Source organism: Candidatus Aeolococcus gillhamiae, assembly GCF_016464765.1.
Taxonomy (GTDB): Bacteria; Chloroflexota; Dormibacteria; order Aeolococcales; family Aeolococcaceae; genus Aeolococcus; species Aeolococcus gillhamiae.
In genome coordinates this window covers 21,860-43,602 of sequence record NZ_JAEKNS010000124.1, presented here as the reverse complement: position 1 = coordinate 43,602, position 21,743 = coordinate 21,860, and the positions used below count along the sequence as shown (strand labels likewise).

Annotated in this window: 21 protein-coding genes; 15 read left to right on the top strand and 6 right to left on the bottom strand. The window is 70.7% G+C overall.

Annotation, left to right across the window (positions count from 1 at the left end; all coding sequences use genetic code 11):
* Positions 1 to 6: 6 nt before the first annotated feature.
* Entirely contained in the window at positions 7 to 1,380 is a 1,374-nt protein-coding gene (locus JF886_RS12050; protein WP_337312779.1) for an MFS transporter, read from the bottom strand.
* 227 nt (positions 1,381 to 1,607) lie between these two features.
* Between JF886_RS12050 and rny the strand changes: the two genes are divergently transcribed.
* From rny to miaA, 6 genes are all read left to right on the top strand, one after another.
* Positions 1,608 to 3,122: a ribonuclease Y gene (gene rny, locus JF886_RS12045; protein WP_337312777.1), complete on the top strand. Its 1,515-nt coding sequence runs from the start codon at positions 1,608 to 1,610 to the stop codon at positions 3,120 to 3,122.
* A gap of 144 nt (positions 3,123 to 3,266) precedes the next feature.
* On the top strand, positions 3,267 to 3,527 hold the full coding sequence (locus JF886_RS12040; protein ID WP_337312830.1) for a stage V sporulation protein S: 261 nt from the start codon (positions 3,267 to 3,269) through the stop codon (positions 3,525 to 3,527).
* A 471-nt stretch (positions 3,528 to 3,998) separates the two neighbouring features.
* A complete protein-coding gene (locus tag JF886_RS12035; protein WP_337312775.1) occupies positions 3,999 to 5,294 on the top strand; it encodes a MiaB/RimO family radical SAM methylthiotransferase in 1,296 nt (431 codons plus the stop codon).
* 38 nt (positions 5,295 to 5,332) lie between these two features.
* Positions 5,333 to 7,933, top strand: a complete 2,601-nt coding sequence (gene mutS / locus JF886_RS12030) for a DNA mismatch repair protein MutS (RefSeq protein WP_337312772.1) — start codon at positions 5,333 to 5,335, stop codon at positions 7,931 to 7,933.
* Positions 7,930 to 9,687 carry a DNA mismatch repair endonuclease MutL gene (gene mutL, locus JF886_RS12025; RefSeq protein ID WP_337312770.1) on the top strand — a complete coding sequence of 586 codons (1,758 nt, stop codon included), beginning with the start codon at positions 7,930 to 7,932 and terminating at the stop codon, positions 9,685 to 9,687. Before mutS ends, mutL begins: the two co-directional genes overlap by 4 nt.
* Positions 9,684 to 10,637, top strand: a complete 954-nt coding sequence (miaA, locus tag JF886_RS12020; RefSeq protein WP_337312768.1) for a tRNA (adenosine(37)-N6)-dimethylallyltransferase MiaA — start codon at positions 9,684 to 9,686, stop codon at positions 10,635 to 10,637. Before mutL ends, miaA begins: the two co-directional genes overlap by 4 nt.
* Here miaA and JF886_RS12015 read toward each other — a convergent pair.
* Positions 10,612 to 11,316: a hypothetical protein gene (locus JF886_RS12015; protein ID WP_337312766.1), complete on the bottom strand. Its 705-nt coding sequence runs from the start codon at positions 11,314 to 11,316 to the stop codon at positions 10,612 to 10,614. The genes miaA and JF886_RS12015 overlap by 26 nt on opposite strands.
* 199 nt (positions 11,317 to 11,515) lie before the next feature.
* On the opposite strand from JF886_RS12015, the gene lexA reads away from it, so the two are divergent.
* On the top strand, positions 11,516 to 12,157 hold the full coding sequence (gene lexA / locus JF886_RS12010; protein ID WP_337312764.1) for a transcriptional repressor LexA: 642 nt from the start codon (positions 11,516 to 11,518) through the stop codon (positions 12,155 to 12,157).
* A 3-nt stretch (positions 12,158 to 12,160) separates the two neighbouring features.
* Here lexA and JF886_RS12005 read toward each other — a convergent pair whose 3' ends face one another.
* The gene (locus JF886_RS12005) at positions 12,161 to 12,625 is read right to left on the bottom strand and encodes a hypothetical protein (RefSeq protein WP_337312762.1); all 465 of its coding nucleotides are present in this window, start codon (positions 12,623 to 12,625) and stop codon (positions 12,161 to 12,163) included.
* 158 nt (positions 12,626 to 12,783) lie between these two features.
* Between JF886_RS12005 and JF886_RS12000 the strand changes: the two genes are divergently transcribed.
* A complete protein-coding gene (locus JF886_RS12000; RefSeq protein ID WP_337312760.1) occupies positions 12,784 to 13,719 on the top strand; it encodes a cytochrome c oxidase assembly protein in 936 nt (311 codons plus the stop codon).
* On the opposite strand, the gene JF886_RS11995 is transcribed toward JF886_RS12000, so the two are convergent.
* Complete coding sequence (locus JF886_RS11995) at positions 13,682 to 14,026, bottom strand: LysM peptidoglycan-binding domain-containing protein (protein WP_337312757.1); 345 nt, start codon at positions 14,024 to 14,026, stop codon at positions 13,682 to 13,684. The genes JF886_RS12000 and JF886_RS11995 overlap by 38 nt on opposite strands.
* Positions 14,027 to 14,092: 66 nt before the next feature.
* Between JF886_RS11995 and JF886_RS11990 the strand changes: the two genes are divergently transcribed.
* Positions 14,093 to 14,572 carry an NUDIX domain-containing protein gene (locus tag JF886_RS11990; RefSeq protein WP_337312756.1) on the top strand — a complete coding sequence of 160 codons (480 nt, stop codon included), beginning with the start codon at positions 14,093 to 14,095 and terminating at the stop codon, positions 14,570 to 14,572.
* A gap of 9 nt (positions 14,573 to 14,581) precedes the next feature.
* On the top strand, positions 14,582 to 15,487 hold the full coding sequence (locus JF886_RS11985) for an alpha/beta fold hydrolase (RefSeq protein WP_337312754.1): 906 nt from the start codon (positions 14,582 to 14,584) through the stop codon (positions 15,485 to 15,487).
* On the opposite strand, the gene JF886_RS11980 is transcribed toward JF886_RS11985, so the two are convergent.
* Together JF886_RS11980 and JF886_RS11975 are read right to left on the bottom strand one after the other, a co-directional pair.
* On the bottom strand, positions 15,451 to 16,509 hold the full coding sequence (locus tag JF886_RS11980) for a tyrosine-type recombinase/integrase (protein ID WP_337312752.1): 1,059 nt from the start codon (positions 16,507 to 16,509) through the stop codon (positions 15,451 to 15,453). The two genes, JF886_RS11985 and JF886_RS11980, sit on opposite strands and share 37 nt — an antisense overlap.
* 85 nt (positions 16,510 to 16,594) lie before the next feature.
* On the bottom strand, positions 16,595 to 17,146 hold the full coding sequence (locus JF886_RS11975; protein ID WP_337312750.1) for a beta-class carbonic anhydrase: 552 nt from the start codon (positions 17,144 to 17,146) through the stop codon (positions 16,595 to 16,597).
* Between the two features lie 503 nt (positions 17,147 to 17,649).
* Here JF886_RS11975 and JF886_RS11970 point away from each other — a divergent pair.
* From JF886_RS11970 to JF886_RS11950, 5 genes are all read left to right on the top strand, one after another.
* Complete coding sequence (locus tag JF886_RS11970; RefSeq protein WP_337312748.1) at positions 17,650 to 18,168, top strand: RNA polymerase sigma factor; 519 nt, start codon at positions 17,650 to 17,652, stop codon at positions 18,166 to 18,168.
* A complete protein-coding gene (locus JF886_RS11965) occupies positions 18,152 to 19,252 on the top strand; it encodes a hypothetical protein (RefSeq protein WP_337312746.1) in 1,101 nt (366 codons plus the stop codon). The genes JF886_RS11970 and JF886_RS11965 overlap by 17 nt, the downstream gene beginning before the upstream one ends.
* Positions 19,233 to 20,171 carry an ABC transporter ATP-binding protein gene (locus JF886_RS11960; RefSeq protein WP_337312745.1) on the top strand — a complete coding sequence of 313 codons (939 nt, stop codon included), beginning with the start codon at positions 19,233 to 19,235 and terminating at the stop codon, positions 20,169 to 20,171. Before JF886_RS11965 ends, JF886_RS11960 begins: the two co-directional genes overlap by 20 nt.
* Positions 20,168 to 21,025, top strand: coding sequence for an ABC transporter permease subunit (locus tag JF886_RS11955; RefSeq protein WP_337312743.1), 858 nt, complete (start codon positions 20,168 to 20,170; stop codon positions 21,023 to 21,025). Before JF886_RS11960 ends, JF886_RS11955 begins: the two co-directional genes overlap by 4 nt.
* 110 nt (positions 21,026 to 21,135) lie before the next feature.
* The gene (locus JF886_RS11950; protein WP_337312741.1) at positions 21,136 to 21,702 is read left to right on the top strand and encodes a COG4315 family predicted lipoprotein; all 567 of its coding nucleotides are present in this window, start codon (positions 21,136 to 21,138) and stop codon (positions 21,700 to 21,702) included.
* Positions 21,703 to 21,743 lie beyond the last annotated feature (41 nt).

Genomic DNA, 21,743 nt, shown 5'->3' with positions numbered 1-21,743 from the left:
CGTGCCTCAGGGCATGCCGGCGATGTCGGACGCTCGCACAGCTCGCTGCAGCGCGCGCTCGTAGCGAACCACCGGGGTGAGCGCGAAGTACGCGAACACCGATAGCGCGAACCCGAACAGGATCAGCCCGTCGAGGTACCCGGCCCTGACCGCGAACCCACCGACGATCGACCCCAGCGCCCCGCCGCCGGCGAGCGCGACGGTGTAGAAGGCCATCAGGGCCGCGCGGTCGGCCACAAAGGTCTCCGAGCATTCCGCGAGGTAGGTGACCGCGGCCGGACCGAAGCCCGCGAGGATCAGCACCCCCAGAGCCAGCAGAGGCACGAAGATCGGGGTCCAGGCGATCGCGGTGTGATTCATGGACAGCAGCGCTCCGGCGATCAACCAGGCGCCCGGGGTGGCCAGGCGCATGATCCGCACGGCGCCGACCTTGGGGATGCGCGGCGTCCACAGCGCGATGCCGAGGAGCAGCAGCGCGATCCAGCTGACCAGCATCACCGACACCAGCCGTTCGTCGAAGTGATGCACGAGCGTCTGGCCGACCACCGGAACGCGGCGCAGTAACGCCGGGAGGTGGGCTGCGTAAGCGCCGAGCAGCGCGAAGCACGCCATCCACGCGGGCAGGAAGCTGCGCAGCGGACCGGGGCCGAAGACGGCGCCGAACACGCGGCGGATGGGGCTCACCGGGAGTGGTGGCACGTACGGGACCAGCGCGGCACAGATGACGGCCGCCACCAGGTAGAGACCGGCGAGCACCAGGAATGCGCCGTGATGCAGCCAGTGATAGGCGAACGGTCCGACCACGAAGCCTCCGGCATACCCGGCGAGGTTGGCCGCCTCGAAGGCGCCGCTGGCGTTGGCTCGGCGCCTCCGGCTGTGCGTCGTTGCCGCGGCGATGGTGCCGAGTGCGGTGGGGATGAAGCAGGCGGCGCCCAGGCCTTCGACCAGCCGCGCGAACACGATCAGCTCGGGTTGGTTGGCGAGGCTGAGCATGACCGCCCCGATCACGCTGAAGATGGGGCCGCCGATCAGGAATAGCCTGCGTCCCAGGCGATCGGCGAGGCGCGCAAGGATGGGAGCGAAGACCATCTCGGGCACGGCCTGGCTGGCGCCGATGAACCCGATCACCAAGCCGCTGGGGCGCCCGCCGAACATGTCGACAAGGTCGAAGCCGACGGCCACGCCCGCGCCCGAGGTCCCGATGCGGAGCAGGGTGGTCCCCACGAGGAGAGCCCCGATCGCCGAGGGCTCGCTCTCGACGAGGTCGCGCTCGAGGGCGGCGGCCTCGGCCCGCTCGTCGGGTGGGGCGATCGGGATCTCGAGAGACTCGAGTTCGCTGCTGGGACGTGGAGGAACGGGCAGGGAGGTCTCGGAAGTCACTCGAGCCTAGGGTAATCGAGCCGCGGCGAACCTTTCGTCACACCACTCCCACGACTACAATGCGACCACGTCTCGACGCCCGGCCGCGCTTGGCCGCGGGCGACGCAGCCGCACCCGACTCGGGGAGGCGACGTCGCCGATGAGGCGCCGCCAGGCCGGGTGCCGCCGCACCCCAGGATCGCGACCCCGAGGAAACCCCAATCACAACCGAGATCGTCGCCCTTGCAGTGGGCTTGGGCATCGCCGTGGCCGTCGTCATCGCCGCTGTGGTCTACGCGCGCCGTTCGGCCGAGCAGGCACGCCAGGGCCGCGGCGTCGCCGACACCGAGCTGCGGACACGACAGCAGTCCGCCGACCAGGAGTCGCAGCAGATCCTCGTCGGCGCCCGCGAGGAGGCTTTCCGGATCCGCGGCGAGGCCGAGGCGGACATCCGTGAGCGGCGCGCCGAGGTCGCCCGCCTCGAGCAGCGCACCGGCCAGCGCGAGGAGGGCCTGGAACGCCGAGTTCGCGAGCTCGAACAGAGCGAGCAGCGGCTGACCCGGCGTGAGGAAGAGCTCGAAGAGCTGCGCCAGACCACGGAGAGCGAGCGCGGCCTCGTCGGCCGCGAGCTCGAGCGGGTGGCCGGCCTCTCCCAGCAGGAGGCACGAGCCGAGCTGCTCGCCGGGGTGGAGTCCGAGCTTGACGCCGAGGTCGCCGAGCGAATCCGCGCCGCCGACCAGCGCGTCCGCGAGGAAGCGGGCGAGCGCAGCCGCGAGATCCTCATTGCGGCCATGCAGCGCCACGCCTCCGACCAGACGGGCGAGTCGTCAGTGACGGTCATGCACCTGCCGAGCGACGACCTCAAGGGGCGGATCATCGGCCGTGAGGGACGCAACATCCGCGCGCTCGAAGCGGCCACCGGGGTCGACGTCATCGTCGACGAGACCCCCGAGGCTGTCGTCTTGTCGGGCTTCGACCCAGTGCGCCGCGAGGTCGCCCGCGTCACCCTCGAGCGCCTCTTCGCGGACGGCCGCATCCACCCCGCTCGCATCGAAGAGATGGTCGGCAAGAGCCGCAGCGAGATCATCCAGCGGATCAAGGAGGAGGGTGAGGCCGCCTGCCAGGAGCTAGGCATCCCCTCGGTGCACCCAGAGCTGGCCAAGCTGCTCGGGACCCTGCGATTTCGCAACTCCTACGGCCACAACGTGCTGAGCCACAGCAAGGACACCGCCGCCATCGCCGGGATGATCGCGGCCGAGATCGGCTACGACGAGCAGGAGGCCAAGGAGATCGGCCTCTTCCATGACATCGGCCAGGCCGTCGAACAGGGCGTCGAGGGATCGCACGCCATCATCGGCGGCGAGATCCTCGCCCGCCTCGGCCGGCCCGCCAACGTCGTCCAGGCGGTCCGCGCCCACCACTACGATGAGGAGCCGCGCTCGGTGGGCGCCTTCGTGGTCATGACCGCCGACGCCATCGCCGCCACCCGCCGGGGTGCCCGCCGCGAGGCGCTGGCCCTGTCGGTGAAGCGGCTCGAGCGCATCGAGGCCATCGCCTCCGAATTCGAGGGCGTGGAGCACAGCTTCGCCGTCCAGGCGGGCAAGGAGCTCCGGGTCATGGTCCGTCCCAACGAGGTGAGCGACGACCGCGCCCAGGTCCTCGCCCGGCAGATCGCCAAGCGGCTGCACGCCGAGGGGAGCTACAGCGGCCGGGTCAAGGTGGTGGTCCTCCGCGAGACCCGCAGCGTCGAATACGCGAAGTAGGGCGAGGCAAGAGGGTCCCGCGAAGTAACGATTGCATCACGGGGAACCCCGCGATTCGCGTCGACGGCTCACAATCGCGAGAATCTCATGATCACGTCTCAGCAACCGCCCAAGCACGCGTCCTCACAGGGGGAACCGAACCCCGTGGAAATCCTCAAGGTCTCAGCAACCAGCAAGCCGGTCGCGGTCGCCGGCGCCATCGCCGGCGTGGTCCGCACCCAGCACCGGGTGGAGGTGCAGGCCATCGGCGCGGGTGCGATCAACCAGGCCGTCAAGGCGATCGCCATCTCGCGTGGCTACGTGGCCGCCGGCGGGCTGGACCTTGTCTGCATCCCGTCGTTCATCGACATCTCGATCGATGGCGAGGAGCGGACCGGGATCCGGTTGCTCGTCGAGGTTCGCTAGAGCCGCACCGAGGCGCCGGCGGTTAGCCGAACCCGTGCGCATCCGTACACTGCGGCCCGTGCACGGGCCTGCGCTCGGTCTCGCCGGGCGACGTCGTGAGGCGTCCGCAGCGACTGGGGCCGCTCGTTCTGCTGCTGGGCTTTGCCGGCCGGGTTGTCTGCTGGGCCGTGGCGAATCCCATCGGGGCCGCCCGGTGGATGGGGCTTGTGGCCGTCGATCACGGCCATCAGCTGCGTCGCCATCGTAGCCGGGTCAGCGGGGCTCAGCCGCGAGCGCGCAACTTCTGGAACCGTTGTGGAGCGGACTTGAGCTGACCATGGCGATGGTGAGCCGTCAGCGTGCTCGCCCAATCGCTAGGCTTCGGGGAGCGTGTATCTCCCCACTCTCAGCCAGTCCGCTGCCCACTTCCGCCCGCTCCCGCTTGCCCAGCGAGGTGCGGGAGAGGTACCCGCTCCGCGCCGAGAGCCCATCGTGCCCCGTCTGGGGCGGCCGCCGCGGGTGCACCTCTGGCACATCGGCTGCCAGATGAATGACGCCGATCACGAGCAGCTGGCCGAATCGTTTGCGGAGATCGGCTTCATCCCTGACGTGCCGCTCGAGGACGCCGACATCGCCGTGCTGATCAGCTGCGCGGTGCGCTCCAACGCCGAGCAGAAGGTGTACGGCAAGTTCAAGGAGCTGATCCCCTGGAAGCGCGAGCGCGCCGGCCGGGCGATTGCGCTCACCGGGTGCATGGCCGTCGAGCACGGATCGGCGCTGCTGCAACGCATGGCCGACCTCGACTACATGTTCGACGTCCGCGAGCCGGAGGGATTCTTCGCGCGTTTGCAGTCGCTGTACGGGGGCGACGTCGACGGCCCGGTCGCCATGCCGGCGTCAGACCGCCTGCTCGCCTACGTGCCGGTGATGGGCGGCTGCAACGAGATGTGCACGTACTGCATCGTGCCCTTCGTGCGCGGCCGCGAGAGCAGCCGCGCCACCGCGGAGATAGTCTCGGACGTGCAACGCCTTGTCGATCGCGGCGTGCGCGAGGTCACCCTACTCGGCCAGAACGTCAACAGCTACCGGGACCCGGAGTCGGGTGCGGGATTGCCTGAGCTGCTCGGCGCAGTCGACGAGGTGTCCGGCCTGCGCCGGCTTCGTTTCCTTACCTCGCACCCGCGCAACGCCGTGCCCCAACTGTTCGAGGCGATGCGCGATCTCCCTTCGGTGTGTGAGCAGCTCCACCTTCCTGTGCAGGCGGGTGACGACGAGCTGCTCCACCGGATGCGCCGCGTGTACAGCGTCGCGGAGTATCGCGAGAAGATCGCCACCGCGGTCGCGACCGTCCCGGACCTGGCCCTGACCACCGACATCATCGTCGGCTTCAGCGGCGAGACCGAGGCAGAGTTCGAGGGCACTGTCCAGCTTCTTCGCGACATCCGCTACGACGTCGTCCACATACAGGCCTACTCGGTGCGCCCCGGTACCGCCGCGGCGCGACGCCCGGACGACGTCCCGCTCGTGGAGAAGAAGCGCCGCCTCAACCACCTCCTCGACCTCCAGCGCGGCATCGCCCGGGAGCGCAACCAGACCCTGCTGGGGCGCGACGTCGAGGTGCTGGTCGAGGGCCTCGCCGACAACGGCCGCCCCTACGGGCGTACCCGCCAGGGCAAGGTGGCGTGGCTGCCCGCTGGGAGCGCGCACGCGGGCGAGCTGCGCCACGGGCGGGTTGTGGCGGCGACGCACTGGCAGCTCGAGATCGACACGGTCACCGCGGCGGCGTGACCCGGCGGGGGCAGGGGCGGGCGCCCCATGAGAGCGGCGTGGTCTCCGACCCGGGCCTGGTGATCGACCTCGACGACGCGGGCAGCACCCCCATCCTTCAGCAGTACCGCGCCGTGAAAGCGCAGCACCCCGACGCGCTGGTCCTGGCGCGGCTGGGGGACTTCTACGAGATGTTCGGCGCCGACGCGCAGGAGGCGGCCCCCATCCTCGGAGTCGCGCTGACCGGGCGCGGCTTTGGCGCCGCCGGCCGGCTTCCCATGTGCGGCGTGCCCCACCATGCCGCGCCCGGGTACATCCGCCGCCTGCTCGAAGCGGGCCGGCGGGTGGCGCTCTGGGACCAAGTCGGTGAGGTCGTGCCCGGCCGGCTCGTCGATCGGGCGGTCACCCGCGTCCTGAGCCCAGGGACCATCAGCGAAGCCGACTACCTCGATGAGACCCGTGTGGCGCGCTGCGCTGCGCTCTACTGCAGCGGCGGCCGGACAGGCGTCGCGGCATTCGACCCCGCCAGCGGCGAGCTTCTTCTCACCGAGGTAGCGGGCGGCCTCGACTCCGTCCCGCTGCGCGAGGAATGCGAGCGCCTCGATGTCGCCGAGCTCCTGATCGCACAGGACGCAGACGCCGCCCCGCCAACGCTGCTTCCGACCATCCCCCGCACGGTCCTCCCGCCCGCGTTCTTCGACAGCTCGCGCGCCCGCGAGCGGATTCTTGCCGTCACCGCAACGCAGACCCTCGACGCGTTCGGCCTGCAGGAGGTCGACCGCGCCGTCTGTGCCGCTGGCGCGGTCCTCGCCTACTGCGAACGCGCGCGGCTGACGCTCACCGCGGGCTTCGTCCACGTGCGTCGGCGCAATGACAGCGCGGGCATGCGCCTCGACGCGCAGACGCGGCGCAACCTCGAGCTGGTGACCGCCCTCGGCGGTGGCGTCTCCCTGGCTGCCCTCCTCGATCGCACGCGCACGCCGATGGGCGCGCGCCTGCTCCGGGCGAGGCTGCTCGAACCGCTCACCGAACCGCTGCTGATCCTCGCCCGCCACGACGCCGTCGCCGAGCTCGCCGTTGCTCCGCGCCTGCGCGACACGCTCGGTGAGGCGCTCGCTGCAGTGCGCGACCTCGAGCGGCTGGTGGCACGCTGCGTGCAGGGCAGCGCCGGTCCCCGTGACCTCGCGGCCGTCCGCCAGGCCTGCGCCGCGCTGCCGGCCATCCAGGACATCCTCTCGAGAGCTCAGGCGGGCGAGCTGACCACGGCGGCGGCGCGCTGCGTCGCACCAGACGATCTGGCGGCGCGCTTGCGCGAGCTGCTGGTCGACGACCCTCCGGGCAGCGCTCGCGACGGGGGTTGCATCCGCGCCGAAGCCGACCCGCAGCTCGACGAGCTCGTCGGCGCCGGCGCCGGCGCGCGCACCTGGATCGCCGGCCTCGAGGACGGCGAACGGCAGCGCACCGGCATCCCCTCGCTGAAGGTGGGCTACAACCGCGTCTTCGGCTACTACATCGAGGTCCCCAACGCCCATCGGCGGGCGGTGCCTGACGAGTACGTGCGCAAGCAGACGCTGGTCGGTGCCGAGCGCTACATCACCACAGCCCTCAAGGAGCGCGAGACCGTGGTGCTCGGCGCGCGCGAGCGTGCCCTGGCTCGGGAGCTGGAGCTGCTCCAGACGCTGACCGCCGGCGTCGCCGACCACGCCGCCGTTCTGCTCGACGCCTCCGCCGCCGTCGCGATCCTCGATGTGCACCGCTCGCTGGCGTGCGTAGCGGTGGAGGAGAACTGGGTGCGCCCGTTGGTCGACACATCAGGGGTGATCGACATCGACGCGGGGCGTCATCCTCTCGTCGAGCGCGCGCTCGGACCTGGCCGTTTCGTCGCCAACGACTGCCGGCTGGACGCCGCCGAACGGATCGTGGTGCTCACCGGGCCGAACATGGCCGGCAAGTCGACGTTCCTCCGTCAGGTGGCTCTGCTCGCGCTGCTTGCCCAGGTGGGCAGCTTCGTCCCTGCGGAGAGGGCGCGCATCGGCATCTGTGACCGCATCTTCACCCGCATCGGCGCCCAAGACGACCTCAGTGCCGGCCTCTCGACCTTCATGGTGGAGATGGCCGAGACCGCCGCCATCCTGCGCCAGGCCACCAGCCGCAGCCTGGTGATCCTCGACGAGATCGGCCGGGGCACGTCGACGTACGACGGGATGTCGATTGCCCAGGCGGTCGTCGAGCACCTCCACGACGCGCCGCCCCTCAACTGCCGGACGCTGTTCGCCACCCACTTCCACGAGCTCACCGTCCTTGCCGAGCGGTTGCCCCGCGTCACCAACGCGCGCGTCGACGTCTCCGAGGACGGCGATGCCATCACCTTCCTGCACCGCATCGTCCCCGGCGGGGCCGATCGTTCATACGGGATCCACGTCGCCAGGCTGGCGGGCGTTCCCGCGGGAGTCCTGGTGCGCGCCCGCCAGCTCCTCGCCGAGCTTGAGCGTGAGCGGCCGGTGGCCGGCTCCGGCGGCGACGTCCCCGCCCAGCTCAGCCTCGGCATCGCGCCGGAGCACCCGGTTGTCGCAGAGCTGGCCCAGCTCGACATCGAGGGGCTGACCCCGATCGCAGCTCTCAACAAGCTCGCTGAGCTGCGCGAGCGCGCCACCCCGTGACCGGGGCGGGCACGGCGGGGGCGACCGCGCCCATCCGCCGGCTGGCGCAGTCTGTCGCCGACGCCATCGCTGCGGGCGAGGTGGTGGAGCGACCGGCTTCCGTGGTCAAGGAGCTGTGCGAGAACTCCGTCGACGCCGGCGCCACCAGCATCGACGTGGTCATCGACGGCGCCGGCACCGTGCGCATCTCCGTGGTCGATGACGGCACCGGCATCGGCGTCGACGAGCTGCCGCTGGCGTTGGCACGCCATGCGACGTCGAAGATCCACGTCGTCACCGACCTGGAGACGGTGACGACGCTCGGCTTCCGCGGCGAAGCGCTGGCGAGCATCGCTGCGGTCTCCGACATGACCATGTCATCACGCACCGCCACCTCGCAGGTGGGCACGCGGCTGCGCGTGCGCCATGGCGAGACGGTGGAGGAGGGGAGCTGCGGTGGACCGGTGGGCACAACGGTCGAGGTCCGCGACCTCTTCGCGGCCACGCCCGCGCGGCTGCGCTTCCTGCGTGGCGAGCGCGCCGAGACCGCCGCCGCGATCGCGGTGGTCAGCGACCTCGTCGTGGCTCGGCCCGAACTGCGGATCAGCTGCGTGGTCGACGGACGCACCCGCCTGCGCGCCACGGGTGGCGGCCTCGACGACGCGCTGCGCGCCGTCTTCGGCGCGGACGCCGGCGACCTCCTGCCCGTTGCGGTCGAGGGCGACATCAACGTGGGCGGTGCGATCAGCGAACCACGCCGGCATCGCAGCGCGCGCACCGGCCTCGTGCTGGTGGTCAACGGCCGGCGCGTGCACAACCGCGCATTGCTGGCCGCCGTCGCCGAGGCGTACCGCGGCCTGGTGCCCGCGGGACGGTACCCCTACGGTGTGGTCAGCGTCGAGCTCGACCCGCTCGAAGTCGACGTCAACGTGCATCCAACCAAACGCGAGGTGCGCTTCCGCGACGAGCGTCGCGTCTTCGCGGCGGTCCAGCGCGCGTGCTGGCACACGCTGCGGGGTGCGTCGGTGTACTCAGTCGTCGGCGTGGACGGCGCCGGTCTGCCGCTCGGCGAAGCCTCGCCGGCATGGGCCGACCCCGGCGCAGAGCCGGCTGCAGCTGCGGTTGGGCCGGCTGCGGCTGCCCCGGCCATGGAGCTTGACGGACGACCGACGCAGCTGTCGCGGACCTCGCTGCAGGCGCTGCGCCCGCTGCACGCACTTGGCCAGCAGGGCGGTCGCTGGCTGCTGGCCGCGTCCCCGGCAGGCGTGGTGGTGGTCGACCCGCATGCAGCCCACGAGAAGGTCATCTACACGAAGCTCCTCGCCGAGTGGTCGGCGGGATCTGCCATCGGTCAGCTCTTGCTCCTTCCTGCGCTAGTCGAGTGCGACGCTCGCCGTATGGAGCTGTTCGTCGCGCACGAGACGTTGGTGGCGTCCTGCGGTTTCACCGTGGAGCCGTTCGGCCCGACCACGCTGCGCTGCACCTCGGTGCCGGCGGGCGCTGCCGCCGCCGATCCGTCCCGCCTGCTCGGCGAGCTGCTCGACTCCCTCGGAGCCGGTGGACCGGTCACCGAGCAGCGCCACCGCGCCGCCGCGCTCATCGCCTGCCACGCGGCGGTGCGCTTCGGGGATGAGCTCGCCCACGATCAGCAGCAACAGCTGCTCGATCGCCTCGTCGAGACCAGCGGCGGCCTGACCTGCCCCCACGGCCGCCCCACAGTGACCGTCTTCGACGACGTCATGCTGCGACGCATCTTCCGACGCCCGCCGGGATGAGCGGACAGCAGCCGCAATCCACCGTCGCAATCGGCGGCCCGACCGCCAGCGGCAAGACCGCGCTCGCCGTCGAGCTCGCTCGCCGCACCGGCGCCGAGCTCCTCAACGCCGACTCGCGCCAGGTGGTCCGTCGTCTCGTCGTCGGCACCGCGCGACCCAGCGACGCCGAGCTGGGCGGCGTCCCCTGTCACCTGCTCGACCTCTGCGAGCCAGGAGAGGCATTCACCGTCGCCGACTGGCTGCGGCGTGCCCGGGCCGTTCTCGACGACCTCGACGCCCGCGGTGTCGCCGCGATCGTGGTCGGCGGCACCGGGCAGTACCTCCGCGCGCTCCGCGAGGGCTGGCGTTTCGGCGGCGGTTCGCCGGCCGCGGAGCAGCGGGATGAGCTGACCAGGGTGGCCGCGACGCCGGCCGGGCTGGAGCGGCTCGCCGTCGAGATGCGTGAGCGCGACCCCGCCGGTGCGGCGACGCTCGACCTCGCCAACCCACGGCGGGTCATCCGCGCCCTTGAGCTGCTCCGGGCCGGCAACGGGTCGCTCGCGGCGGCGCGAGGGCGGGGGGAGGGTCGGCGCCTCGACCTGGTGGTGCTCGACGCCGCCCGCGACGTGCACGGCGAAGCGCTAGCCGCCCGGATGGACGCAATGTTCGGAGCGGGCGCGATCCTGGCCGAGGTCCGCGCCGAGCTCGACCGTGGCACCGCTGCCGACGCTGTCTGCCGCGCCGGCATCGGCTACGCTGAGGCAGTCGAGGTGCTCGAGGGCCGCCTGAACGTCGATGAGGCGGAGACCGCCGCGGTCCGTCGCACCAGCCGGTACGTGAAGGCGCAACGCACCTGGTTCCGCCACGACGCCGCGGTGCTGCGGTTGGAACGCGATCGACGGACCACGACGGCGGCGCTGGCCGACGCCGTCAGCGACGCGACCCTCACGCCTGGCGGATCGCCTCGGTGAGGTACTCCTCGAGGAAGGCGTAGAAGCTGCGGCGCTGCTCGCGGTCCTCCTCCTCGGTGACCTGCTTGCCGAGCCTGCGCGCCTCGATCCACGGTGGCACGCCGCTGGCAAGAACCTCGTCGCCGAGGCGGACGAGAACCACGGAGTCGTCCTGCTCCTCGACCATCAGCGTGATGCGCAGGCGGATGCCCGACGGGGAGGCCAGCTTCCAGCTCATCTCCCAGCACCGGCTGCCGTCCTCGGCGCGACCGACGGCCACCTCGGTGTCACGGAGCAGGTGCTCGTTGCTCCGGCTCTCAGCGTCGAGCAGGGTGGTCATCGCTGGGTCGAGGTCGCGGTACACCCAGCGCACCAGCGAGGCGCCGCGATGGCCGACGTCGGGCAGCGCGCGGGGGTTGTTCGCCTTGCTGCCGAGGGCGACCATGGTGCCGGCGTGGCGGCGGCAGTAACGATGGCCGGCGACCTCGGGACCGTGGGTGGCGCACCAATGGGTGCGGCACGCGTTGCCGCGGCTGTCCACGTACTCGCAGGCCTCGACGGGCTCCGCCTCACAGCCCGGTTCGTCGCAGTGAACAGCCAGGGACGCGGCGGCGGGGTGCGGTGAGTCCAAGGACGGGACCTCGCGCTCGAGGCCGGCCTGGTCGACAGTCGTGTGTTCTTGGGCAGTGATGTTCTTCATTCCGTGAGGGGCCGTCGCTGGGCCCGATCGTAGGCGCCGAGCGGCGCCAGGACGTACTCCGGCACGGCCCGTTCACGCAGTCGCCACCAGACCGTTGAAACCGGCACCCGGCCGAGAGCGGAGGCCATGGGAACATCCGTTTGCGCTATCGACGGATCCGTGGTACATTGCGGCCGCCAAAGATGGCTTGGAGGTTGACATGACAGAGCCGGTCGAGGGGCGCCAGCGCCAGATCCTCGAGTTTCTTCGAACCCATGCCCGCCAGTACTCCTACCCACCGACTGTCCGCGAGATCGGCCACGCGGTGGGACTCAGTTCATCGTCGACGGTGCAGAACCACCTCAACGCGCTCGAGACCAAGGGCCTGATCCGCCGCGATCCCACCAAGTCGCGCACCGTCGAGGTGGTCGGCGACGCGGTGATGGAGGCGCCGGTGGCGTCGAACGTCCTGCGTCTGCCGCTCGTTGGACGCGTCGCCGCGGGCACGCCGCTGCTCGCCGAGCAGAACGTCGAGGACCACATCACCGTCGGCCCCGAGATAGCCGGTGGCGACGACGCGTATGCGCTCACCGTGCACGGTGACAGCATGATCGGCGCCGGGATCAACGATGGCGACATCGTGCTGGTGCGCCCGCGTCACGACGCTCCGGCCGACGGCACCATCGTGGTGGCACGCATCGAGAATGAGACGACGGGCGAGGCCGAGGTGACAGTCAAGCGCTTCTTCCGGGAGAGCGACAGGATCCGCCTGCAACCGGAAAACCCAAGCCTGGAGCCGATCTATGCCCGTGACCTCGCCATCGAAGGCGTCGTCACCGCGGTCATCCGGGTGATCGGCTAGGCGCTACCCGGTCGACGCGATGGCGATGGCGCGTTCTTCGACATGTGCCGGCAGTGCTTCCGGCAGCGCGCCGAGAAATGCATCGATTGCTGCGGCGAGCTCCTCGGACGCCTCTCCATGCACGGTGACGCGGGTGCTGCCGTCGTCGTCGACCACCGCGCTGACCGCGAGATCGGGCCGGCGATGGTCGAGCAGCAGCGGGATCCCCGGGAGCACCGCGAGCGGAAGCATCACGATGAACACCGGCGACACCGCCGTGGCGATCAGCACCGCGAGCGCGATGGCGATGGCGATGCCGACCGCGATGTCGGAGCCGTAGCGCGAGCGACGTCGCGGACGCAGCACCAGGTAGTGGGCGCCGCGTTCGGACACGGCGATGCCGGGCAGCGGACGGGCTGCCACATCGTCGAGCACCTCACCGGGATCCCGGCTGGTCCGGAGGGAAAACTGGTATGGGTTGGTTGGCATCGCTCATGCGTTGGACACGAACTCAGCTGTCTGGCGGAGCCGTGCGCGAATAGCGGCGCTGTCTTTGTACCGCTTCCGCCCCGGCTCGCGCAGGCCGTCCATGCGCGAACCGCTCGGCCCTCTCGCTATCTGGGGACGGCTGCGCTACCTTTCCGGTTGTGCTGCCATCGCCCTGGTCGGTGCCCGTCGATCCCGTGCTCGTGGTCGGGCTGGTGATCGCGGTTACCGTCACGGCGCTGTCGATGCAGGCGGCGCGCCAGGAGCCGCGCGGAGCCTGGCGGCGCGCGGCGGCGCCAGTGGCGGTGCTGCTGCTCGTGGCGTCGTGGCTCTCCCCGCTGCAGACGCTGGCGTCGCACTACCTGCTGACGGCGCACCTCCTGCAGATCACCCTGGTGATGGGCGTCATCCCGCCGCTGCTGCTGCTCGGCCTGCCGGGCCGCGGATGGAGCCGGGCGCCTGGCTGGCTGGCGAGCCTCGGTCGCGTTGCGGTCCACCCGCTGAGCGGGATGCTGGCGATCAACGTGGCGTTCTTCGGCTGGCACCTCACCGGCGCGTACGAGGCATCGCTGAGCAGCAGCGAACTGTATGCGGCGCAGCAGCTCTCCCTGCTGGCGGCCTCCGTGTTGTTCTGGTGGCCCATCGTGGTTCCGCTGGGCGACCGCCGCGTCCTGGGCCGCTGGGCCACGCTCGGCTACATCATGGTGGCCACCATCCCGCAGACCTTCGGCGGGATCACCGTGGCCCTGGCCAAGCACCAGCTGTACCCGACATACGGCGCTGCCCCGAGGATCTTCGGGCTCAGCGTCCTGACCGACCAGCAGATCGCCGGCGCGTGCATCGCGCTGGTCAGCAAGATCGCCCTCTTCGTCGCGTTCAGCGTCGTCTTCATGCGCCTGCTCAGCGAGGCGCCCAGCGACGACGGCGACGACGGCGGGGGCGGCGGGGGGCGGCGCCGCGGGACCGACACGCCGAGCCCGCAACCATCGGGGTCGGTGCCCTGGTTGGCCGACCTCAATGCCGGTCGGACCGTCCCGGAACCGGTGCCCGTGCGACCTCTCAGGGTGCCGGTAGGAGCAGGTCCTCGCCGGGAGTGATCGAGCTGTCGGCCAAGTGGTTGAGCTCGATGATCTGGTCGACGTGGTCACGGACATCGCCGCTCTGGTAGTGGGCGGCTGCGAGGGTCCACAGCGTGTCGCCGGCATGCACCTTGACGTGCTGCGCCTGACCGACGTTGAAACCACCGTAGACGTTGCCGCCGAGGAAGACCAATCCCGCGCCGGCCGTGAGGACGCCTGCCAGAACCACCCGCGGATCGCGTTGCCAGGGCCGTCGACGGGAGCGGCGCACGGGCCGGCCGTAGTCAGTGAGCATTGCCGTACCACCCCAAACAGATGTTCCCACGCCGCCACGGTACCGCGAACGCCTGTTCGTGTCAAGCCCGCCCTGGCGACGGCGATAATCCAGGTCGTGAGCGATGCCGCCGTCCGGGTGAGGGTGGCGGTGTGCCTGTGCGACGGGGAGCGGATCCTCCTCGCCGAGCACGTCAAGGAGGGGCACCGCCACTGGCTGCTGCCCGGTGGGGGAGTCGAGGCTGGCGAGACACTGGTCGAGGCGGCCGTCCGCGAGCTGCACGAGGAGACGGGCCTCGCCGTCGAGGTGGGCCGGCTGGTGCTGGTCTGCGAGGCCATCGAGCCCGGGGGGCGGCACCTGCTCAACATGGTGTTCGCCGCCACGGCGCCGGCGGGGGATCTGCAGGTCGGCCGCGACGGCGTGCTCGCCGACGTCGCCTGGCACCATCGCGACGACCTGCTCCGCCTCGAGCTGCACCCGCCCTTCGGCGCGGAGATCCTCGCCTGCTGGGACGAGGGCTTCGAGGGCCCGGTCCGGGTGCTCGGCAACGTCTGGCGCCCGGCTCGGGACGCGCCGGAGTCGGGACACCCTCGATAGCATCAGGGGATGGACAGGGAGCTCACCCTCGATGTCAAGGGGCCGATCGAAGCAGTCGACCACGGCGGCACCGGTCCGCCCATGCTTCTCGTCCACGGGCTCGGCGGCTCCATGGTCAACTGGAGGGACGTCACCGGCGACCTCACCCAGACCCACCACGTCTGGTCGCTCGACCTGATCGGTTTCGGGCGCACCCCGAGGGCCGGCCGGGAGTCGACCATCCCCAACAACGTCGGCGTGGTCGACCACGTGGCCGAGCACATCGGCGGCGGACGCCCGGTGGTGCTCGTCGGCAACTCCATGGGCGGCCTGATCAGCGTCCTGGTTGCTTCGCGCCGGCCCCACAGCGTCGCCTCGCTGGTGCTTGTCGACCCCGCCATGCCGACGACGCCAGGGGGCCGGTTCCCCCTGATGCTCGCCGCTGCGTTCGTGATGATGCGCACACCTGGAGTCGGTCCCTGGGTGGTGCGCGCAAACTCTCGCCGCCGCGGCGCCGAGCGCCTCGTCGACGACGTGCTCCGGCTGTGCACTGTCGACGTCTCGCGAATCTCGCCTGAGACGCGCGAGGCACTGATCGAGCAGATGAGATGGCGCCAGGAACAGGAGGAGCCCGACCGCGCCTTTCTCGAGGCATCGAGCTCGCTGGTGCAGTGGCTCTGGCACAGAGACGCCGTGGAGAGACACATCCGCCGGGTGCAGGCGCCGACGCTGCTCATGCACGGCGACCAGGACAGGCTGGTAATGCTGTCCGCGGCGCAGGGGGTGGCCACGATGCGCCCCGACTGGACCTTCCGGGTTCTGGACAACACCGGCCATATCCCGATGATGGAACGCCCGGATGAGTTCGTTGAGCTCGTCGATGATTGGCTGGGGACGTCTCAGCCGGCGGTGCTGGCCTCGACCTCGCGCAGGTAGTCGCCGAGCCGCTGGTACGCGGCACGCTTGCGCTTGTCGGTGATCTCAGTGTAGACGCGCAGGGTCTCCAGCGTGGCGTGGCCGAGCACCTCCTGCACCAGCCGGACGTCGCCGTCGGTGGCCGCGAGCAGCGTGGTCGCTGCGGTGTGCCGCGCGGCATGCGGGGGGCGCAGGTCGTCGATGAGCGCGAAGAGGGCGGGGTCGGCGCTGAATCGGCGGCGCAGCGACCGCAGCGCGTGGCGCGCACCATCGGTGGTGAGCCGGTTGTGGGGGAGGGCGCGGCCGTCGGGCATGTCGGCGCGGGCAACACTGATGAACAACGCGGGCGCAGGGTCGGGACCGCGCTGGCGCAGGTAGTCCTGGACAGCGCTGTACGCGTCGTCTGTCAGGTACACCATGCGGTGCTTGCCGCCCTTGCCGAGGACGCGAAAGCCCTCGGCGCGAACGTCCCCGCGATCGAGCGCGCACGCTTCGGCGATGCGGCACCCTGTGCTCACCAGCAGGTGGATGAGGGCGCGGTCACGGAGGTCGCGCAGCCCGTCAGTGGGCAACGCTGCGAGCAACCGCGGCACGGTCTCTGTGGCGACCGGGTGGGGATCACCGACGACGTACCGCGGCACGCTCACCTGGCGGCTCAGCTCGCCATCGCTCCAGCCCTCGTCATACGCGTACGACAGGAACTGGCGCAGCGCGACCAGGGCGCGGGCGCGGGTGCGCGGGTTGGGCAGCACCTCGGCGAGCTCGATCTGATAACGGCGGAGCACCCCGCGGTCGACGGCCGCCGTGAAGTTGTCGGCGAGGTCGCGACGGCGCATGAAGGCGACGAACTTGGCGAGGTCCTGGCGGTAGGCGCGCACCGTGGTCAGCGGACGGTTGCGCTGGATGCGCAGCCAGTCGAGGAATTGCTGCACCTGGTCGGGGAGCGGGTCGGACGGCCCGGGGATCTCGGCAGCCCACGCCGGCACGCGCTTCGTGGCAGGCGCGTTGGGACGCCGACTGGTTGCGGAGGAGCGGCCGGCCACCCCCGTATTATCAGGAGCTTGGGCGATTTGGGGCGGACGTCAGGCAAGTGCTGACGACCGGCCCGCGCCAGGACGGTGGTCGGGCTCAGCCGACGCTGTTCGCCACCGCCCCGTTGCCCGCGCCCGCGAGCTGAGCGCCGCCCTCCGGAAGCACCTCGCGGAGCTGGCCTGTGCGCACGTCGTACACGAAGCCGCGAACGCTGTCGCGATGCGGAATCAGGGGGCTCGCGACGATGCGCGCGATCGATTGGCGCACGTCCTCATCGAGATCGCGGAAGGCCTCGAGAGCGAATGCTGGGCGGATGCCGGTGTCCGCCTGCACCTGAGCCTTGACGGCGTCATCTGTGAATGTGAGCATCCCGCAGTCGGTGTGGTGGATGAGGATCACCTCGCGCGTCCCCAGCAGTCGCTGGGAGATGAGCAAGGAGCGGATGGCGTCGTCGGTCACGGCTCCCCCCGCGTTGCGGATGACGTGGGCGTCGCCGACCTCCAGGCCGAGGATGTCATTGACGTGCAGGCGCGCGTCCATGCAGGCGACCACGGCCACGCCACGGCCCGGCGGTAGCGGCGCCTCGCCCTTGTCGAATGTGGACGCGTATGACCGGTTGTTCTCGAGCAGCTTGTCAGTGGCGGACATATGACCTCTTCTTATGAATGACGCGCGGGCGCACTTTCGTGGCGACCCGGCAACTGGCCTGGACGCAGCGTCAGCTCAGCGCGTACAGAGTTCGGTGCCGCAGCGGCCGTGGTCGAGCCACAGCTGGCGGGTGAGGGAGCACCGGAGCGTCATTGCGCGCGAGGCTAACAAAGCCCGACCAATCCGGTCAACTTTCACGGCGATGTGGTTAGTTCATGAGAATCTCCATTATCAGTAGTCATTGGGCATCGCCGGGCCTCTCTCCTTCCTAGACTGCGAGCTCCCATCGAAGCAGCTGGAGGCCGGGCGCCCGTGGAAGTCGCCGCTGCTGTGCACGGACTGACCAGTGGCGGATGACGCGGGCAGCCTGGCCACCGACGTCCCCATTGAGCGGCACCAATCTCTGAGCTGCGCCGTTCAGCCGGGTAGAAACTTGGCCCGAGGCGTCACAAGATGAGCAGCGGCGGTGCTGTATGGATGTGAATGGAGAGGCTGTCTGGCGCATGAGTGCCCCGCCCGCCGCCTCCGCGACCACTGACAGGGCGTTTGATCGCGTCTTTCGCGCCGAATACGGCAAGGTGGTCGGGATTGCCGCTCGCGTCCTCGGCGATCGCGCCCGGGCCGAGGACGTGGCCCAAGACGCCTTCCTTGCGCTCCATCGGCGCCAGTGCAGCGAGCAGGCGTGGGCCGGCGGTTGGGTGTGCGCAGCGGCGGCGCACATGGCGCTCAACACGCTCCGGTCCGATCGCCGCCGTGGCCGCCGCGAGCAGCTGGCCCTGGCGGCCACGGAAGCCGTCGATCCCGCTGTGGCGGTCGAGCGGGCTGACGACGGACGGCTTCTGCGAACGGCTCTCGGGAGATTGTCGCAGCGCGCGGCGACTGTGCTGGTCCTCCGCCACAGCGGCCTCAGCTATGCGGAGGTGGCGGCGGCGATGGATGTCAGACAGGGTGATGTGGGAACGATGTTGCGGCGCGCTGAATCAGCGCTGCGAAAGGAGGTTGACCGTGCGGCATCTCAATGACGGGGCGCTGCGCCGCCTCCACGACGACAGGTTCGCCGGCTCGAACAGGGAGCGCGACCACCTCGCCGGCTGCGAGCGCTGCCAGCGGCACGCGGCCCGTGTGGCGGCGGACGCCGACGTCGCCAACCAGCTGTTTGCCAGCCCCATGGTGGGGGTGCCGTCTAGCGAGCAGGCGCTCGCTCAGCTCCGGCGGCGCGTCGCCGCGGGCGACCGCCCGCACGGCGCCGACCTGCCAACGCCGCGCCCCCATGGACGGCGCCGCTGGGCGCTCGGCGCCGTGGCGGTCCCCGTCGTTGTGGCGGGCCTGGTGGTCTCCGCCAACGCCGCCGGCTGGCTGTCGATCTTCTCCCCCACCCAGGTGGCCCCGATCACGCTCACCGCGGGCCAGCTCAACGGGCTTCCTGATCTCTCGCAGTACGGAAAGATGGTGACGACCAACCTCGAGCCGAGGCAGGTGTCCGGTCCAGCCCAGGCCGCGGCAAGCACGGGACTCACCGTGCTGGAGCCGTCCTCGCTGCCTGCCGGCGTCCCCGGCCCGGCACGCTGGGAGGTGATCGGTCAGGGCACCGCGACGTTCACCCTCGACTCGGCGACCGCGGCAGCGGCTGCCGCCAAGGCGGGCCGGGCGGCGCCGGTCATCCCCGGGTCGCTGGAAGGCACCACGGTGACGGTGAACGCGGGGCCCGCGGTGGTCGCCGTGTACGGCGGCAACGCGCAGGCAACGGGTTCGTCGGAGTCGCCGCCGACGCTGGTGATCGCCGAGGGCGTCCGGCCGACCGTCTCGACGAACGGCGCGTCGCTGCAGCAGCTCGAGGACTTCCTGGTGGCCCAGCCGGGGATCTCGCCGGAGCTCGCCGCTGAGATTCGCGCCATCGGCGTCCCGGGGAGCACGCTGCCAATCCCGGTGATCAGCGGGGTGATGAATTCGCAGACGGTGCAGATCGACAACGCGCAGGGCGTTCTCGTCGGGGATTCGACCGGGCTCGGGTCAGCGCTGATCTGGGAGAAGAACAACGTCGTCTACGCTGTTGGCGGCCTTCTTCCCCAGAGCGAGGTGCTCGACTTTGCCCGTTCCCTCCGCTGACGCCGTCCCGGCGATCCACGCTGTCGACCTGACCAAGCGGTACGGGCACATCGAGGCTCTCGCCGGGCTCAGCATGTCGGTCCCGCGCGGCGAGATCTTCGGCTTCCTCGGGCCCAACGGCGCCGGCAAGACCACCGCGGTCAAGCTGCTGCTCGGCCTCACCACTCCGACGGCGGGCAACGCCTGGCTTCTCGGCGAGCCGATCGGTCGGGCCGAGGCGCGACGTCGTGTCGGCTACCTTCCCGAGCTCTTCCGCTACCCCGCCTGGCTCTCCCCTGTCGAGGTACTGCGCTTCCACTGCCGCCTGATCAGCATCCCACGTCCGCAGCGCGAGGACGAGATCGAGGTGGTCCTGAACACCGTTGATTTGCGCGATCGCGCTCGCGATCGGGTCGGCACCTTCTCCAAGGGGATGCAGCAGCGGCTCGGCCTGGCGGTCGCCATGCTGGGTGCGCCGGAGATCGTCTTCCTCGACGAACCCACCTCGGCGCTCGACCCCGTCGGACGCCACGACGTTCGCGACGTGATACGCGCGCTCCGCGCCAAGGGCACTGCGGTGTTCCTCAACTCGCACCTGCTCAGCGAGGTGGAGCAGGTGTGCGACCGCGTCGCCGTCGTCGACCACGGTCGAGTGATCGCCGCGGGGACGCTCGACGAGATCCTCGGTGGAGGCACGGCGGTGCGGCTGCGCGTCACCGGCCTCGACGGGCTGAGCGCTCTGCTCTCCCGCTGGGGAGATGTGGCCGCGGACGGTGAGTGGTTCACTGTCGCCGGTGTCGACAGCGACGGCGTCGCCGACATCGTCGCCGCCCTGGTTGCGCACGGCGCCCGGGTGCACGCCGTCGAGCCGCAGCGTCTCTCACTCGAGGATCGATTCCTAGAGGTGCTCCGCGCCGCCGATGAAGGAGCGGCCGCATGAGCGTGCTGACCATCGCCATGGTCACGGTGCGCGAGGTGAGCCGGCGCCGTCTGGTGCTCGCGCTGCTCGTGCTCAGCGGAGTGGCGATCGCGCTGACCGGCTGGGGGTTCAGCCGCCTTCCCGGCGTTCACAATCGCGACGGCACCCTTCTGAGTCCGGCCGACGTCAATTTGTTCTCGTCGCAGCTGCTCATCTTCGTGCTGTTCATGTTCAGCGCCGTGCTCGGGCTCGGCGCCGTGATGGTCGCGGCGCAGTCCGTCTCGGCAGAAGTGGAGTCGGGACAAGCGCTGGCCGTTCTGGCCCGGCCCGTCGAGCGCGCCGAGGTCATCCTCGGCAAGTGGCTCGGCCTGGGAACGCTGATCGTCATGTACGCGGCAGCGGCCACCGCCGTCGAGTTCGCGGTGGTGCGCTGGGCGACGGGGTACATGCCCCCACACCCCGTTGAAGCCGCGGCGTTCGTGGCCGCGGAGGGGTTGGTGCTGCTCACCCTCACGCTGTGTCTCAGCGTGCGCCTCTCCGGGATCACCGCCGGGGTGATCGCGCTCATGCTGTTCTTCATCACCTGGATCGCCGGCGTCGCCGGCGCCGTCGGCGCGGTGCTCAACAACGGCGCGATCGAGGCCACCGGCACGATCAGCCGGCTGCTGCTTCCGTCGGACGGGCTCTGGAGGGGTGCCGTCTTCAACATGGAGCCGACGGCGGTCGTGGCTGTTGCGGCGGGGAGTCGCGAGGCCGCGGCGAGTCCCTTCACGTCGGTCACGGCGCCGGCCGGCGCGTACATCGCGTGGGCCGCCGTGTGGGTGGTGGCGGTGGTGGCCCTCACCATCGTCGCCTTTCGGCGCCGCGAGCTCTGAGCCGACAAGTCCGCGGATGTGAGGGGCGTGTCTTAAGACCTTCGGACGTTGCGCATGTCCACGCGACCGGGGGGACAGTGGCGGCAACGGACACCACGAAAGGGACGGACATGCGAATCTTCACGATCAGACGAACCGCGACCATTGCTGCGCTGCTGACGATGGCCGGATGTGGGGCATCGACGGCGACCATGGGCAACAGCGGCGGCGCCTCCCCACCCGCGGCAGCCGCGACGCCCTCCACCTCATCGGCGCCGTCGACGCCACTGGCGACGCCAATCCCCAGCGCTACGCTGGCTCCCACCGCGCCCCCGGCGCCAACCGCACGGCCGATACCGACGACGACGGTGGTCAAGGCAGCGGCAACGTCGATGGGAGTGGCGGTTGTCGGCGCGTCGAACGGCCGTACGCTGTACACGTTCAACAGCGACTCCGCGGGCAGCGGAAAGACCAACTGCAACAGCGGTTGCGTCGACGAGTGGCCACCGTTGACCGTCCCGGCCGGGACCATGCTCGTCGCCGGCGCCGGGGTGACCGGCCACCTCGGCACCATCATGCGCGGCGACGGCAGGACCCAGGTCACCGACAACGGCCGCGCTCTGTACTTCTTCGCCGGGGACACCGGCCCGGCGCAGACCAAGGGCAGCTACCCCGGGTGGACTCTGGCGAGAGCCTGAGCTCGGCGCGTCAGGCTCCCCTCATCGGCGAGCGGCGCCTC